Origin of the sequence: Bradyrhizobium sp. 521_C7_N1_3 (assembly GCF_052075975.1) — a bacterium.
Lineage (GTDB): Bacteria > Pseudomonadota > Alphaproteobacteria > Rhizobiales > Xanthobacteraceae > Bradyrhizobium > Bradyrhizobium japonicum.
Map to the genome: position 1 here is coordinate 9,764,568 of NZ_CP197232.1, position 13,754 is coordinate 9,778,321.

9 protein-coding genes are annotated in these 13,754 nt (G+C 64.8%); 5 read left to right on the forward strand and 4 right to left on the reverse strand.

Translation table 11 applies throughout. The features are described from left to right. Positions 1 to 43: 43 nt before the first annotated feature. Positions 44 to 2,206 carry a GumC family protein gene (locus AB7008_RS46370; protein WP_441261021.1) on the reverse strand — a complete coding sequence of 721 codons (2,163 nt, stop codon included), beginning with the start codon at positions 2,204 to 2,206 and terminating at the stop codon, positions 44 to 46. 239 nt (positions 2,207 to 2,445) lie between these two features. Here AB7008_RS46370 and AB7008_RS46375 point away from each other — a divergent pair, with 239 nt between their 5' ends. Then, positions 2,446 to 2,799: a hypothetical protein gene (locus AB7008_RS46375; protein ID WP_441261022.1), complete on the forward strand. Its 354-nt coding sequence runs from the start codon at positions 2,446 to 2,448 to the stop codon at positions 2,797 to 2,799. Positions 2,800 to 2,835: 36 nt separating this feature from the next. Here the strand turns inward: AB7008_RS46375 and AB7008_RS46380 are convergent, their stop codons facing one another. From AB7008_RS46380 to AB7008_RS46390, 3 genes are read right to left on the reverse strand one after another with little or no spacing between them, the layout of a single operon-like run. Continuing rightward, positions 2,836 to 3,870: a tripartite tricarboxylate transporter substrate binding protein gene (locus AB7008_RS46380; protein WP_441261023.1), complete on the reverse strand. Its 1,035-nt coding sequence runs from the start codon at positions 3,868 to 3,870 to the stop codon at positions 2,836 to 2,838. Positions 3,871 to 3,892: 22 nt separating this feature from the next. Next, on the reverse strand, positions 3,893 to 5,980 hold the full coding sequence (locus AB7008_RS46385) for an acetate--CoA ligase family protein (protein ID WP_441261024.1): 2,088 nt from the start codon (positions 5,978 to 5,980) through the stop codon (positions 3,893 to 3,895). A 3-nt stretch (positions 5,981 to 5,983) separates the two neighbouring features. Further along, positions 5,984 to 6,775, reverse strand: coding sequence for an enoyl-CoA hydratase/isomerase family protein (locus tag AB7008_RS46390; RefSeq protein ID WP_028160503.1), 792 nt, complete (start codon positions 6,773 to 6,775; stop codon positions 5,984 to 5,986). A gap of 159 nt (positions 6,776 to 6,934) precedes the next feature. Between AB7008_RS46390 and AB7008_RS46395 the strand changes: the two genes are divergently transcribed. From AB7008_RS46395 to AB7008_RS46410, 4 genes are all read left to right on the forward strand, one after another. Further along, positions 6,935 to 7,711: an IclR family transcriptional regulator gene (locus AB7008_RS46395; RefSeq protein WP_441261025.1), complete on the forward strand. Its 777-nt coding sequence runs from the start codon at positions 6,935 to 6,937 to the stop codon at positions 7,709 to 7,711. 435 nt (positions 7,712 to 8,146) lie between these two features. After that, positions 8,147 to 12,973, forward strand: a complete 4,827-nt coding sequence (locus AB7008_RS46400; protein WP_304491837.1) for an NAD-glutamate dehydrogenase — start codon at positions 8,147 to 8,149, stop codon at positions 12,971 to 12,973. A gap of 51 nt (positions 12,974 to 13,024) precedes the next feature. Next, positions 13,025 to 13,345 carry a hypothetical protein gene (locus AB7008_RS46405; protein ID WP_028160506.1) on the forward strand — a complete coding sequence of 107 codons (321 nt, stop codon included), beginning with the start codon at positions 13,025 to 13,027 and terminating at the stop codon, positions 13,343 to 13,345. A gap of 128 nt (positions 13,346 to 13,473) precedes the next feature. Then, positions 13,474 to 13,725, forward strand: coding sequence for a hypothetical protein (locus AB7008_RS46410; protein ID WP_041956860.1), 252 nt, complete (start codon positions 13,474 to 13,476; stop codon positions 13,723 to 13,725). Positions 13,726 to 13,754: the final 29 nt, after the last annotated feature.

Sequence of the window (13,754 nt, forward strand, 5' to 3'; positions counted from 1 at the left end):
TGCGCCTCAGGCATGACCGCAGCCTTGTCAGCGGTCGGCATCGTCAAACCGCTCTGCTTAACGCACTGCCCTCAGGCGCCACTGAACCTGCGGGCGCGTGATTGACGACGAGACCGGTCGGCGCGGTGTTGTACCTCGACAGCGCTGCGGTGACCCGCCGCATCGCCGCCGAACCGAGCTCGCCGGCGCGCACCACCGGGATGATCAGATCCGCGTGCGCGGCCAGCGCGATGGCGTCGGGCTGCAAGGCGAGATTGCTCGCATGGACGACGATCAGATCGAACTCCGAGCGAATATCGTCCTCGGGCCGTGCATCGGCTTTTCTGCCGGCGCTCAACAGCTCGTCGATCGACTGCAGCCCTGCCGTGGTGGAGCCGTCCTGCCATTCGGTCACCGGAGGCTGGTGACCGGCGAATTCCGGCTGGAGCCGGATCAGCACGCTCATCATGCCCCGATTCACCGCCGCGCGATTGAGCGAGCGCGCAACGGTGTTGCCGCCGGCACCTTTGCCGACCGACAGCACGAGGGCGACCTTGCAGCCACGCACCGGCGCGCGATCGATCCGCTCGAGAAGCGGACGCAGATATGCGCCAAGATCGAGCTCGGCCGTCGCGGCGATCGGCCTTTGCCACACAGTGTTGGGCACGGCGCCAGGCGCCAGATCGGGAATGCGACCCCACACAGGCAGGTTCGGCGTCGCCTCGGGCTGGCGCGCGGCCGGGGCCGGACGCTGGACTTGCGCGTCCGCCGCTTCCGCACGCGCAAGAGTTTGAGCAGGAGTTTGAGCAAGAGTTTGAGCAGCAGCCTCGGCAGGCGCGGGCCCGTCGAACGTGTTTCCCATCGCCGCAACGGCGGCCGTCGAGGTCAGGATCGAGCCGATCGCAAGCGCCGCGAGCAGCAGGGCGAGGGGCGGACGCGTCGAGCGCATCGGCGGGATCGCGAGCGAGGCGATCTTGGTCTGAGAGCTCTGCAGCTGGCGCTGCTCGCTGGTCGTCTTGAACCGCGACAAGAACTGCTCGTAGATGTTCTTGTTGGCATCGGCGTCGCGCTGCAGTTCCTGCAGCTTCACGAGCGCCTGGCCGTCGACCAGCATCTGCGTCTCGACCGTCTTGAGCTGCTTTTCCAGCGCGTTCTGCTGCTCCAGCTGAGCCTCATATTCGGACTTCGCCGTGTCGATGTTCTTTTTCCGCTCGACCTCGATCTGCCTGTTGATGTCAGCCAGCTGGCTGTAGGAGATCGCGAGGTCGGGGTGACGGTCGCCGTACACCGCTTTCTTCTGCGCGATCTGATCGTTCAGGGTCGAGCGCTGCGCGCGCAGCATGCTCAGGAGGTCCTGCTTCACCGGACCTTCGACGTTGGCCTTGAGGTCGCGCTGCACCTGCTCGTAACGCGCCCTGGCTTCCTCGGTGCGCGCGCGAGCGGCGGAGACCTGCTGGTTGAGATCGGTCACCCGCAATTGCTGGGTCGTGGAATCCTTGCCGGCATTGAGGATCTTGTGCTCGAACCTGAAGGCGGCAACGGCATCTTCCGATGCGCGCAGGCGCTCGTTCAATGCCTTCAGCCGGTCCTTGAGCCAGTCGGCCGCCTCGTCCGTCGCCTCGGTGCGGACCCGGCCCTGGCTCGCGACGAACGCCTCGGCGATGGCATTGGCGTAATGCGCGGCCCGTTCCGCATTGTTCGAGGTGAATGAAATCGCAATGACGTAGGTCAGTCCGCGGCGCGAGATATCGAGACGGTTGCGGAATTTTTCGAGCAGGCGCGTCATGTCGGTATAACCGCCTGCGATGTCCTGGTCGTCGGCGATCTTGAGCTGCTCGATCAGGGGCCGGAGAAAGCCGTCCGATTTGGCGATCTCGATCTGGCTCTGAAGTGCCGCGGCATCCTGACCGATGCCCGGCAGCACGTCCTGCTCCGAGGTCACGCGCAGTTCGCGGGGATCGAGGACGACCAGCGCCGTCGCGGCATACCGGACCGGCAAGACTATCAAGACAATGACGCCCAGGGCGAACAGCGCCAGCGCCAGCGTCAGGATGCGCCGGCCATTCTCGCGCAGGAAGGAGAGCGCACCGGTGACGGTCAGCGATCCCTTGATCTGCGCAGAAGCGGCGCGATCAGGCTTCGCCGTCGCAGCCCGCGGCGCTTCCCACGAAGCCGCAGGCTCCGTCGGGGCGATGCTTCGCGGAGATGCGCCTCTACCGAACGCCATAGGGTTGGACTCGAAATCAACTGACAGCCCCGTTCAGAGGCTTGCTACACCGTAAATATCCATGGTTAACCGGCGGTTACGGCTGGCGCGCAATGGTCAATGAACAATCTGTTAACGCGCGTGCCGATGCGCCGCGCTGCATCGGCGCGTCCGGTTGAACCGGGCCGGCGCGACACCCGACGAAGATGAGCCCCCGCTGCATCTCCGTGGCGCCCCCGACTGCCGAATGGCGAACGACAATGAGAAAGCCGATTGCATTGGTGATTCTGGTTGCGGCCCTGCCGATGCTGTCGGCGTGCGGACAACCGGTCGCCGACGACAAGGCCGCTTATGTCGGCGAGTGGCACGCGCAGGCGATGGACGTGGAGCTCACCAAGGACGGGACCGTCCGCTACAAGCGCGTCAGGAACACCACGGCAGGCGCCACCACCACGACGTCGATCAACGCCCCGTTGCGGCGGCTCGAGGGCGATAATTTCGTCGTCGGCATTGCATTCCTCTCGACGACATTCGAGGTGTCGACGCCGCCTCACCGGGAGGCGGGAATCTGGAAAATGGTGGTCGATGGCGTGGAGCTGACGCGTAGCCCGTAGCGGATCAGAATCCGGGCCCTGAGTGTCGAACGGAGCCTATTGCACTTCGATATTCGCGTCCTTGACCAGCTTGCGCCAGCGTTCCTCCTCGCGACCAACATAGCGATCGAGCTCCTCCGGAGAGCCGCCAACCATGATGAGGCCTTCGTTCGCCTCGAGTTGCTTGAAACCACCGGACTGAACGGCCTTGGCGACCGCCTGATTCAGGCGCGCAATCACGGGAGCGGGTGTCTTGGCCGGAGCGTATAATCCGTACCACGACTCGGCAGCGTAGCCAGGCACCCCGGCCTCGGCGACGGTCGGCAATTGGGGAAACGCCGCCGAACGCTCGGCGGACGTGACGGCCAGCGCCCGGAGCTGACCCGCGGCCACCAGCGAGGCCGCGCTGGCCACGGTGGTGAACATCACGTCGATCTGCCCACCCAGGAGATCGCTGATCGCAGGCGCCGCGCCCTTATATGGCACCGCCGTCATCTTGACCTTCGCCATCGAATTGAACAACTCGCCGGCCAGGTGGGCCGAGGTGCCGGTGCCGAACGTACCGAAATTGAGCTTGCCCGGATTGGCCTTGGCCTCGACAATCAGATCGGCGATCGAATTGATCTTGGACGCGGGGTTGACGACGACGATATTGAAGGACCGCGCGATCAGCGAGACGGCCGCGAAATCCTTGTGCGGATCGAACGGCAGCTTGTTGTACAGGCTCGGATTGACCGCGTGTGCGAAGGTCGCCATCAGCAGCGAATAGCCGTCGGGCTCGCCGGTGGCCACTGTCTGGGTTCCGATGATGGTCCCGGCACCCGGCTTGTTCTCGATGATGACGGATTTGCCCAAATCCGTTGAGATTTCCTGCGCCGTCGTTCGCGCGATGATGTCGGTCCCGCCACCGGCAGCGAAGGGCACCACGATCTTGATGATCTTTTCGGGATATTCGGCGCACGCCGGCGCAACTCCCAGTCCCGCGACCACCGGCAAGACGGCACAGGCGAGGACGGCGAGATTCAGCCGGCGCCGCACGGCGAAACGGCTCTCGCGAGTGCCTTCGTGATTGACGATTTCGCCGATGGCCATATGGGCCTCCCTCGTTTTTTGTTCAGACATTGAGAACGACCAGTCCGTCGGCGGCCTTCACACCCTGGCCCGCCGGCAGCACGAACACGGGATTGATCTCAGCCTCGGCGAGGCGGTCGCCGAGTTGCGCAACCATGCGCGAGAAAGCGACGATCGTTTCTGCGAGCGCTTCGACGTCGCATTTCGGCCGGCCTCGAAATCCGTCCAGCAACGGCCATGTGACGAGATCGCGTGCCATCGCCTTGGCTTCGGCCAGACCGAGGCCGCCCTCCGGCGGGAGCAGACGCATCGTCGTGTCCTTGAACAGTTCGGCGGACACGCCGCCCATTCCGAGAAGGATCGCAGTGCCCAGGGGATCGCGGTGCATCCCGAGAATGATCTCGACGCCGCCTGAGACCATCTCCTGGACCAGGAACCGTTCGGGCCGCTTCCCCGCCCTCTCCTCGACCTCCTCGGCCATCACCGTCAGACGGCCGCCAATCGTTTCAGTGGTCAGGCCAACCGCGACGCCGCCGACATCGCTCTTGTGCGCAATCTCGCGCGAGAGAATCTTGAGCACGACCCGGCCGCCGAAGCCGCGTGCCGCCAGTTCCGCTTCGCCTGAAGATGCGACCACCTTCTCTGCGACGATCGGAACGCCGAAGCGGGCGAACAGCGCCTTGGCTTGTGCCTCATCCAGCGATCCCGCCGGGAAGTCGCTGATATCGACTGCCGGCTCAATCGAGCCGGATGTCTGGACCTGTTTCGGCATCCCGGCCTGCACGAGCCCGTCGAGCGCGGCAGCACAGCTCTCGGCAGACGTATAAGCCGGGACACCTCGCCGGGTGAGGATGGAGACGACGTCGGGCGCGTAGGGACTCACATAGGCAATGACGGGCTTGTCGCTCATCGGCAAACAGTCGTGGATGGCATCAGCCATCAAAGTTGGCGATCCCACCGCCGACGAGCCGACAATGATGGCCAGCGCATCGTAGGATGGACTTGCGAGCAGGATGCGAATTGCCGAGCGAAGCAGATCCGGCTGCAGACCGGCCAAGGTCACGTCGATCGGATTGCGGTCGAGCGTGGCGTGCGATCCCGACTGCAAGGCGCGCAATTGCGCGGCCGTCTCAGTGTCGGGAGCGGGTGTTGCAAAGCCGGCGACGCCGAGACTGTCGGAAACGATCGTGCCGGCGCCGCCGGTCGAGGTGAGGATCGCCACGCGCCTGCCGGACAGCTTCCGTTCCGCCGCAAGGGCTGCGGAAATGTCGAGCAGGTCATCAAACGTTTTCGCGCGGATCACACCGAGCTGCCTGAATAAGGCGTCGTACATGCGGTCGGAGCCCGCAAGCGCACCCGTGTGCGAGACGGCCGCCTTTGCACCCGCCTCCGATCGCCCGATCTTGAAGGCGACAACGGGCTTACCGGCGCGTCGCGCCTTGAGGACCGCCTCCCGAAAGCGAGCCGGATTGCGGATCGCCTCGATATAGAGCGCGATGACCCTGGTCGCGCCGTCGTCGGCAAGAAAGTCGATGAAATCAGCGAGCTCGAGATCGGCTTCGTTGCTGGTCGACACCAGCTTGGACAGCCCTACCCCGCGCGCCGCAGCGCGCGACAGCAAGGCTCCGAGAATACCCCCGCTTTGCGAGACCAGCCCGATCGAGCCAGTCGGGAAGTGATCCATCGCCAGCGCGCCGGATGCCGAAAGCACGATATTGTCGGTGAGATTCACCAGCCCAATCGTGTTCGGCCCGAGAAGGCGCATGGATCCGGCGGCTTCCATGAGCTGCTTCTGACGCTCGGCGCCTTCCGCGCCTGTTTCGGTGAAGCCGCTGGCAAGAACGATCGCCGCCGCAGCTCCCCGCTCGGACAATTCGCGCACCGCGGCGTGCGCCCGCTCCGCGCCGAGCAGGACAATGCCGACATCAGGCACATCAGGCAGCGAGGCGATGTCGGCGTAGCAGGCCAGACCGCCGATTTCTCTGACCTTCGGATTGACGGGATAAATCTCGCCCGCAAAGCCATGCTTCTGGAGATAAGAGACCGGTCGCCCCGATGTCTTGCTTGGGTCCGCCGATGCGCCGATGATGGCGACGCTGCGTGGTCGGATCAGCCGCTCGATAGCATCCATCGCTCAACCCTTCGACGAGGATTGCGCAAGGAACGCCGTCACGGCGTCCCGATGCTCCGCGCTGGTGTAGCAGATGGCTTGCGCCTGGCTGCCGAGACTGAAGATGTCATGCGCGGAATGCTCGAAAGTTTCATTCAGGATCTTCTTGCCCAGCGCGAGCGCGGTTGGAGACCCCTGGGCCAGTTCGGCCGCCCAGGTCTGCGCGGCCGTCAGGAGCTCGGTCGAGGCCACCTTGCGATCGACGATGCCGAGCGAGAGCGCTTCGTCGGCCTCGACGACGCGCCCGGTGAAGATCAGCTCCTTTGCCTTGGCAAGCCCCACCCGGCGAGGCAGAAAATACAGGCCACCGCCGTCGGGTATCAGGCCTCGCTTGATGTAGGACCAGGTGAACTTCGACCGTTCCGTTCCCATGACGAAGTCGCAGGCAAGCGCGGTATCCGCACCGAGGCCCGCCGCGGCGCCGTTGACAGCGGCAATCGTCGGTTTCGGCAGGCCCAGCAGGAAAGACTGCACGTGGTGCACGCCCTGTTGGCGGCTCCATCCGTTGAATGCAACTTCGCCCTGAGGCGCCTCGAGCCGGCGCTTCATACCGCTGATATCGCCGCCGGCACAAAAGGCGTTGCCGCGCCCGGTCAGCACCAGGGCCTTGATCGCCTTGTCTCGGGAGACGGTTTCCAGCGCACTGACGAACTCGGCGCGCATCTCGTCGCTCATGGCGTTGCGCCGTTCCGGCCGGTTGAACGCGATCGTCGCGACACCGGCTCCGACGGAAAATTCGATGAGCTGATAGGACATGGCAGGCTCCGTGCGGGCTCCCGAATGCCGATTTCAGACCGTACCGATTCTTCGTTGAGCCGTGTGCGGCCAAGCATTCTTCTTCCCGGTGATATCGGCTTGCACCTTCCGGAACATCCCCCTAATTCCACTTAGTGGAAATGCGGTGGGAGGCTCGATGTGGCGAAGCTACGCAGATATGCGGGCGGGGTAGACGGCAATCGGTCGCTCGAAAGGGGCGTGGAAATCCTTCGCGCCTTCCGGCCCGGCGTCGACACGCTGGGCAACGGCGAGATCGCGGAGCGAACCGGACTACCGCGATCGACGGTCAGCCGGCTGACGCGAACGCTGGTCAATTCTGGAATGCTCGACGAAGTTCGTGCCGAGAGGACCTACCGCCTTGCCGCCTCCGTCATCGGTATCGGTCACGCGATGCGGACAGGATCACCCGTGCTCAATGCGATCGGAGCGATGATGCGGGCAGAATCGGCGAAGCGCCGGCTGAACGTGGGGCTCGCGACCGCGGACCGCACCATGATGGTCTATCTCGAATCGATCCGCTACAGCCCCCGCGCGGCGCTGCGCAACGTGGTCGCCGGGCAGCAGGTACCGATGGAGTTGACGTCGCTCGGTCGTGCATATCTGGCCGGCATTGCAGAGGCCGAGCGAGAGCGATTGCTGAAGCTGTTCAAACGGCGCAGCGCTGCGGCCACGAAGGCGCTGCTCGCGGGCGTCAGGACATCGATCAGCTCCGTCGAACGCGACGGCTATTGCGCGGTGTCGTGGCAGCCTGCCGTTCTTGCCGTCGCAACACCCATCGTGCTGGAGGGGCTTCCAGTCTACGCGCTCAACATGAGTCTGCAAAATGTCGATCGGTCGGATGCGCTGGCGAGCGAGATCGGCTCGTACCTCAACGCCTTCGCAGCCAAGTGCAAGGAGGCACTGGCAGGCCGCTGAAGCCTCGCAGGCTGACGGTTCCGGCCTCGAAACCACAAGGCGCCATATTGCAGGTCCAGCGCGGCCAGATAACGCGCGGCGCCGGCGAATCCACGCGAGGACCCGTCGATCCTGGCTGCGGTGATTCATGCCGACATGGCGCGCGCCATTCCGAATGAAACCACGAGCTCATACACATTTGAAATTGCTCGTGATTTTTATCGCCCTCATGATTCTACGGCCGTCGGCGCCGACCTCGGCCTCGCCCGCTGCCGTCGGGAATTTCAGCACGCCTCACAACAGCGTGCGCCTTTCGCTCCGGGATCGTAGTATTGTCGCCGGAAACCGCCGACGCACGAGACCGAGGATCTTGCGCATCCACGCGATCGCGGCGCTCGACGAGATGCACTCCAGACTTAGGCTGAGGATCGCGACTGCGGTCGGACGGCGCGGCAAATGGAGGACATGATGGCGTGGCGTGACGACAAGGCCCGGGCAACCCTGATCCGCGATGCAGCGGGCAGCGTGCCGCCGGGCAAGAGCCCGCGGGCCTTTGCCGAGCCCCTGTTCGGCTACAGCAATATCGAGGATCTCGACAATTACGATGCCGCCTCGCTTGCCGTCCTGGCGGAGCAAGCCTGGGAGCATGTGCAGCGGCGCACGTCGGGCAGCGCCGATATCCGCGTTGTCAATCCGACGTTGCCGAACGGGCGCGAGATTTCCGTGCTCGAGATTCTCAACGACAACATGCCTTTCCTCTACGACTCCACGATGGCGGAGCTCGCCGAGCAGAGCATCGAAGTCAGCCTCGTCGCCCACCCGATCATCGCCGTGGAGCGCGATGCCGAGGGCAAGCTGCTGCGGTTCTACGGCGAAGCACTGCCGGAGGGAGCAAGAGGCACTCGCGAAAGCCTGATTCACCTCCACATCACCCGCCTGGACGCCGACGCCGATCGCCAGAAGCTGATCGACGGACTCACCAGGGCGTTGAACAACGTCCGCGCCTGCGTCACCGACTGGCGCGCCATGCGTGACCGCGTCGAGGAAGCAATCAAGACGTTCTCCTCCAATCCGCCGCCGCTGCCGATCGACGAGGTCGCCGAAGCCAATCAGTTCCTGCAATGGCTCTGCGCGGACAATTTCACCTTCCTCGGCGTGCGCGAATATCGCTTCTCGCCCGACAGCGATGCCTCCGACGACATCACGACCGGCGAAGGCCTCGGCATCCTGCGCGATCCCGACGTGAAGGTCCTGCGCCGCGGCACCGAAATGGTGGTGATGACGTCGGAAATCCGCGAGTTCATGCACGAGCCGACGCTACTGATCGTCATCAAGGCCAATGTCTCAAGCCTCGTCCATCGGCGCATCCGGATGGATTATGTGGGCATCAAGCTCTATGCACCCGACGGCCGGCTCGAGGGCGAATTGCGCGTCGTCGGCCTGTTCACCTCCGGCGCCTATACCCGCTCGGTGCGGCAGATCCCTTATGTGCGCCACAAGGTCTCGCGGGTGCTGCAGCGCGCCGGCTTCGACCCGAACGGCCATTCGGGCAAGGCGCTCATGCATATCCTGGAAGATTATCCGCGTGACGAACTGTTCCAGATCGACGTCGACACGCTCTATAATTTCGTCATCGAGGTCCTGATCCTCTACGAGCGCCCGCGCGTCCGGGCGCTGGCGCGGGTCGACAAGTTCGATCGCTTCGTCTCCATCCTCACCTTCATTCCGCGCGACAAATACGACACCGAAGTCCGCACGCGCGTCGGAGCCTTCCTGGCGCAGGTCTACAAGGGGACCCTGTCGGCGTCCTACGTATCATTCCCTGAAGGCGCGCTTGCGCGGGTCCATTTCATCATCGGGCGCTATGAAGGCAAAACGCCCGTCGTCGAGCGCGCCGCGCTCGAAGCCGGCATCAGCGCCATTGCCGCGACCTGGATCGACAAACTGAAGGCCGCGCTCACGGCGTCGACCGACGGCATGCGGGCGCGCATGATCGCCAATCGTTATGCCCAGGCCTTTAGCGGCGGCTATACCGAGGTCTTCACGGCGGAGCAGGCCATCGCCGATATCGCCACCATCGAAAGGCTGACGCCGGCCCGCCCGGTGACGATTTCGGTACACCGCGACAAGGACGAGGACGATCCCAGGCGCTTCGGCCTGAAGGTGTTCTCCGACGCCGCGCCGCTGTCGCTGTCCTATCGGGTGCCGGTGATCGAGAATCACGGCCTGCGCGTGGTCGACGAACGCACCTATCAGATCGTGCCCGGCAACAGGCCGGAGCCGGTCTGGCTGCACGAGATGACGATCGAGACCAGCGACGGCCAGCCGATCGAGATCAACCCGGAATTCAGCCATCGGCTGGAAGCCTCGATCATGGCGGTGGTCACGGACCGCGCCGAATCCGACGGATACAACGCCCTGATCCTGCGCACCGCGCTGGGCTGGCGCGAGGTCTCGACGATCCGGGCGCTGTCGCGCTATCTGCACCAGATCCGCGCTCCGTTCACCCAGGACTACATGTGGGAGACCTTGCGCAAGAACGCCGCGATCACGGCCACCCTCGTCGCGCTGTTCCAGACCCGCCTCGATCCACGCCTCGTGCTTACTGATCGCGAGCGTTCGGCGCGCGAGACGGCCCTGCTTGCCGAGATCGAGGAGCAGCTCAAATCCGTCGCCTCGCTCGATGAAGACCGCATCCTGCGCCGCTTCACCAATCTGGTGCAGTCGACCATCCGCACCAATCTGTGGCAGATCGGCGAGGATGGACATCCGCGTCCGGTGATCTCATTCAAGTTCGACGCGCGGCGGATCGACGATTTGCCGGCGCCGCGGCCTCTCTACGAGATCTTCGTCTCCTCGCCGCGGGTCGAAGGCATTCACCTGCGCTTCGGCAAGGTCGCGCGCGGCGGCTTGCGCTGGTCCGACCGGCCGCAGGATTTCCGCACCGAGATCCTGGGTCTCGTGAAGGCGCAGCAGGTCAAGAACGCCGTGATCGTGCCGGTCGGCGCCAAGGGTGGCTTTGTCCCCAAGCGCCTGCCGCCGCCGTCCAATCGCGACGCCTGGCTCGCGGAAGGCACCGAGGCCTATCGCATCTTTGTGCGCTCGCTGCTCGAGCTCACCGATAATCTCGACGGCGACGCCGTCGTGCCGCCGGATTCCACCGTGCGCCATGACGGCGACGACCCCTACCTGGTGGTGGCCGCCGACAAGGGCACCGCCACCTTCTCCGATGTCGCCAACGCGATCTCGGCCGAGAAGAACCATTGGCTCGGCGACGCCTTCGCCTCCGGCGGCAGCCAGGGCTACGACCACAAGAAGATGGGGATCACGGCGCGCGGCGCCTGGGAGGCGGTCAAGCGCCACTTCCGCGAGCTCGGCACCGACATTCAGACCATGCCGTTCACCGTCGCCGGCGTCGGCGACATGTCCGGCGACGTGTTCGGCAACGGCATGCTGCTCTCGCCGGCGACGAGGCTCGTGGCGGCGTTCGATCACCGCGACATCTTCATCGATCCCTCCCCCGACCCTTCGACCAGCTTCGCCGAGCGCAAGCGTCTGTTCGACCTGCCGCGCTCGAGCTGGCAGGACTACAACAAGTCGCTGATCTCGCAGGGCGGCGGCGTGTTCTCGCGCACGCTCAAGGCGATCCCGCTCGCACCGGAAGTCCGCAGCCTGCTCGATCTCGACAAGGAGCAGGCCACGCCGTTCGAGGTGATGACGGCGATCCTGAAAGCGCGCACGGACCTGTTGTGGTTTGGCGGCATCGGCACCTATATCCGCGCGTCGGCAGAGAGCGACGATCAGGCCGGCGACCGCGCCAACGATCCGATCCGCATCGCAGGCACCGACGTTCGCGCCCGGGTGATCGGCGAAGGCGCCAATCTCGGCGTCACCCAGCGCGGCCGCATCGAAGCGGCACAGAAGGGCGTCAAGCTCAACACCGACGCCATCGACAATTCGGCCGGCGTCAACACCTCCGACGTCGAGGTCAATATCAAGGTTGCGCTGGCGCGCCCGGAGCGCGAGGGACGCCTCAGCTTCGCCGACCGCAACAGCCTGCTGGCCGCGATGACCGACGAGGTCGGCACGCTGGTGCTGCGCAACAACTATCTGCAGACGCTGGCGCTCTCGCTCGCCGAGCGGAAGGGCGTGGCCGAGACCGGCTTCCTCACCCGCCTGATGCAGTCGCTCGAGCAGCGCGGCCTGCTCAGCCGCGCCGTGGAGTTCCTGCCCGACGACGCCGCGCTCACCGAACGGACCCGGCGCGGCCAGGCCCTGACACGGCCCGAGCTCGCCGTGCTGCTCGCCTACGCCAAGCTGACGCTCTACGAGGACCTCCTCGCCACCAGCGTGCCTGATGATCCCTATCTCGCCCGCAGGCTGTCCCTGTATTTTCCGCGCGAGGTTCCCGATAAATTCCCGACCGCGGTCGAGCTCCATCGCCTGCGACGCGAGATCATCGCGACCAGTCTCGTCAATGCCGTGATCAACCGCGGCGGCCCGGCGTGTATCGTGCGCCTGACCGACGAGACCGACGCCGAGATCCCCACCATCGTCATGGCGCAGGTGGCGGTGGACGCGATCTACGAGCTCAGGCGGCTCAATGACGCGATCGACGCGCTCGACACCCGCATCGACGGGCAGGTGCAGCTCGGCCTCTACGCGACGGTCCAGGACCTCCTGATTTCCCGCATGGTCTGGTACGTGCGCAATGTCGATTTCAAGGACGGCCTCGAGGCGGTGATCGGGCGTTTTGGCCCGGGTATCCGCGAGATCGCGGCCTCCCTCGACACCACCCTGCCGCCGGACCTGCAGGCCGCGCGCGGCAAGCGGCGCCAGGAACTCACCGATGCCGGCGTCCCGGCCGGCCTCGCCGGCGAGCTCGCCGATCTCGACCCTCTGATTGCGGCACCCGATATCGTGACGGTCACCGAGCGCACCTCCCGCGCCATCGGCGATGCCGCCGCGACCTTTTTCGCCGCCGAGGCGAATTTCCGTCTCGACCGCATCATCGCGGCCGCGCGCAGCGTGCCGGCAAACGATTATTTCGAACGCATGGCGATCGATCGCGCCGTCGAGCAGATCGCCGGCGCCGAGAGAAGACTGGCCGCGGATATGCTGGCAACCGGCCAGTCCGGTCAGCAGGCTGTCGAGACCTGGCTTGCGGCTCACCCCGAAGCGGCGCGTATCCGCCGCTCGGTCGAGGAGATTGCCGCCAGCGGCCTGACGCTCGCCAAGCTGACGGTGGCGGCGAACCTGCTGGGGGACCTGGTCAAAGTCTGAGAGCGTGCGAGGCAGCGATGTGAAAACCTAGCCGGCGAACGGAGGAAGCCCATGATCCACGCCACTTGCCACACCGCCGATAACATCCGCTGCCTCGAGTTCGATGCCACACCCTGGTTCAGCGAGGCTGACGTTCCGAGCATTGTCGATTTGGCCCGACGAGGCTGGACCAGCACGGCGATTGCAGAGTCCCTCGAGCACCGACGAGGATACGAGGGCCTGCACGATCTCGTCGAGTATGCGGCGAGCCGCCTGCAACCCGACACAATCGAGGATCCGGCCTGGGAAACCTTCGAGTGCGTCGTTGACGGACCGGAGGCCGTCGCCTGGCTCGAGAAAAACCGGCCAGACGTTGCGGCAAGGATCCCGTAAGCCGCGCGGATCTATGGCCGGCGCGGGAACGACTGGCGAATATTTGATTGCGGTAATTGAAAAACAGGGGGAGACTTTGACGGTCGGACCCAACAAGCCCCCCACGGCTATCACCGAAGGAGGAGGGAATGACCGCTTATAAGAATTACGGATGGAAGCCGCCCACTGCCGCCCAACGTGAGGCGCAAAGGGTCTTCAAGGAAACCGATGCCAAAGTAGCAATTTCCGAGTATGAACGCATCCAAGCGGCGTTTCATGCGAACCGCCAGAGGTTAAAGGCTGAACGACTTGCTCGCGAGGCCGAAGCGGCGGCCCGGAAGCACAAGAACCTGATTACGGCCCACTCTCCGAATGTGCATGGCGGTCTGCGGCACCGCTGATACGAGCATTCAAAATTATCATTTGGAAA

What these genes read in the sequence shown, in the direction of transcription:
- AB7008_RS46405 (WP_028160506.1), top strand. Translation starts at nt 13,025, where the DNA reads ATGATCCACGCCACTTGCCACACCGCCGATAACATCCGCTGCCTCGAG.
- AB7008_RS46400 (WP_304491837.1), top strand. Translation starts at nt 8,147, where the DNA reads ATGGAGGACATGATGGCGTGGCGTGACGACAAGGCCCGGGCAACCCTG.
- AB7008_RS46385 (WP_441261024.1), bottom strand. Translation starts at nt 5,980, where the DNA reads ATGGATGCTATCGAGCGGCTGATCCGACCACGCAGCGTCGCCATCATC.
- AB7008_RS46370 (WP_441261021.1), bottom strand. Translation starts at nt 2,206, where the DNA reads ATGGCGTTCGGTAGAGGCGCATCTCCGCGAAGCATCGCCCCGACGGAG.
- AB7008_RS46375 (WP_441261022.1), top strand. Translation starts at nt 2,446, where the DNA reads ATGAGAAAGCCGATTGCATTGGTGATTCTGGTTGCGGCCCTGCCGATG.
- AB7008_RS46380 (WP_441261023.1), bottom strand. Translation starts at nt 3,870, where the DNA reads ATGGCCATCGGCGAAATCGTCAATCACGAAGGCACTCGCGAGAGCCGT.
- AB7008_RS46410 (WP_041956860.1), top strand. Translation starts at nt 13,474, where the DNA reads ATGACCGCTTATAAGAATTACGGATGGAAGCCGCCCACTGCCGCCCAA.
- AB7008_RS46390 (WP_028160503.1), bottom strand. Translation starts at nt 6,775, where the DNA reads ATGTCCTATCAGCTCATCGAATTTTCCGTCGGAGCCGGTGTCGCGACG.